This is a genomic window from Streptococcus infantis (genome assembly GCF_047463635.1).
Lineage (GTDB): Bacteria > Bacillota > Bacilli > Lactobacillales > Streptococcaceae > Streptococcus > Streptococcus infantis_W.
On the sequence record NZ_JASHDL010000056.1, the window covers coordinates 1 to 694 of the forward strand.

The window sequence follows — 694 nt, forward strand, 5'->3', positions numbered from 1 at the left end:
CAAGTACATCAGCTAGCCAGTCAGCATCGACCAGTGCGAGCCAATCAGCAAGCACGTCAGCAAGCCAAAGTGCTTCAACAAGCGCCAGTCAATCAGCAAGTACATCAGCTAGCCAGTCAGCATCAACCAGTGCAAGTCAATCAGCAAGCACATCAGCTAGCCAGTCAGCATCGACAAGTGCGAGCCAATCAGCCAGCACGTCTGCAAGCCAAAGTGCTTCAACAAGCGCAAGTCAATCAGCAAGCACATCGGCTAGCCAGTCAGCATCAACCAGTGCAAGCCAATCAGCCAGCACGTCAGCAAGTCAGTCAGCATCGACAAGTGCGAGCCAATCAGCAAGCACATCAGCTAGCCAGTCAGCATCAACCAGTGCGAGCCAATCAGCCAGCACATCAGCAAGCCAAAGTGCTTCAACAAGTGCGAGCCAATCAGCAAGTACATCGGCTAGCCAGTCAGCATCGACAAGCGCAAGTCAATCAGCAAGTACATCAGCTAGCCAGTCAGCGTCAACCAGCGCCAGTCAATCAGCAAGTACATCAGCTAGCCAGTCAGCATCGACCAGTGCGAGCCAATCAGCAAGCACGTCAGCAAGCCAAAGTGCTTCAACAAGCGCAAGTCAATCAGCAAGTACATCAGCTAGCCAGTCAGCATCAACCAGTGCAAGTCAATCAGCAAGCACATCAGCTAGCCAGTC

The 694-nt window shown here is 52.6% G+C and carries 1 pseudogene; it reads left to right on the top strand.

The annotated features are described in order from the left end of the window. Positions 1-694: pseudogene (locus QM867_RS10755) on the top strand (hypothetical protein); the annotation flags it as partial.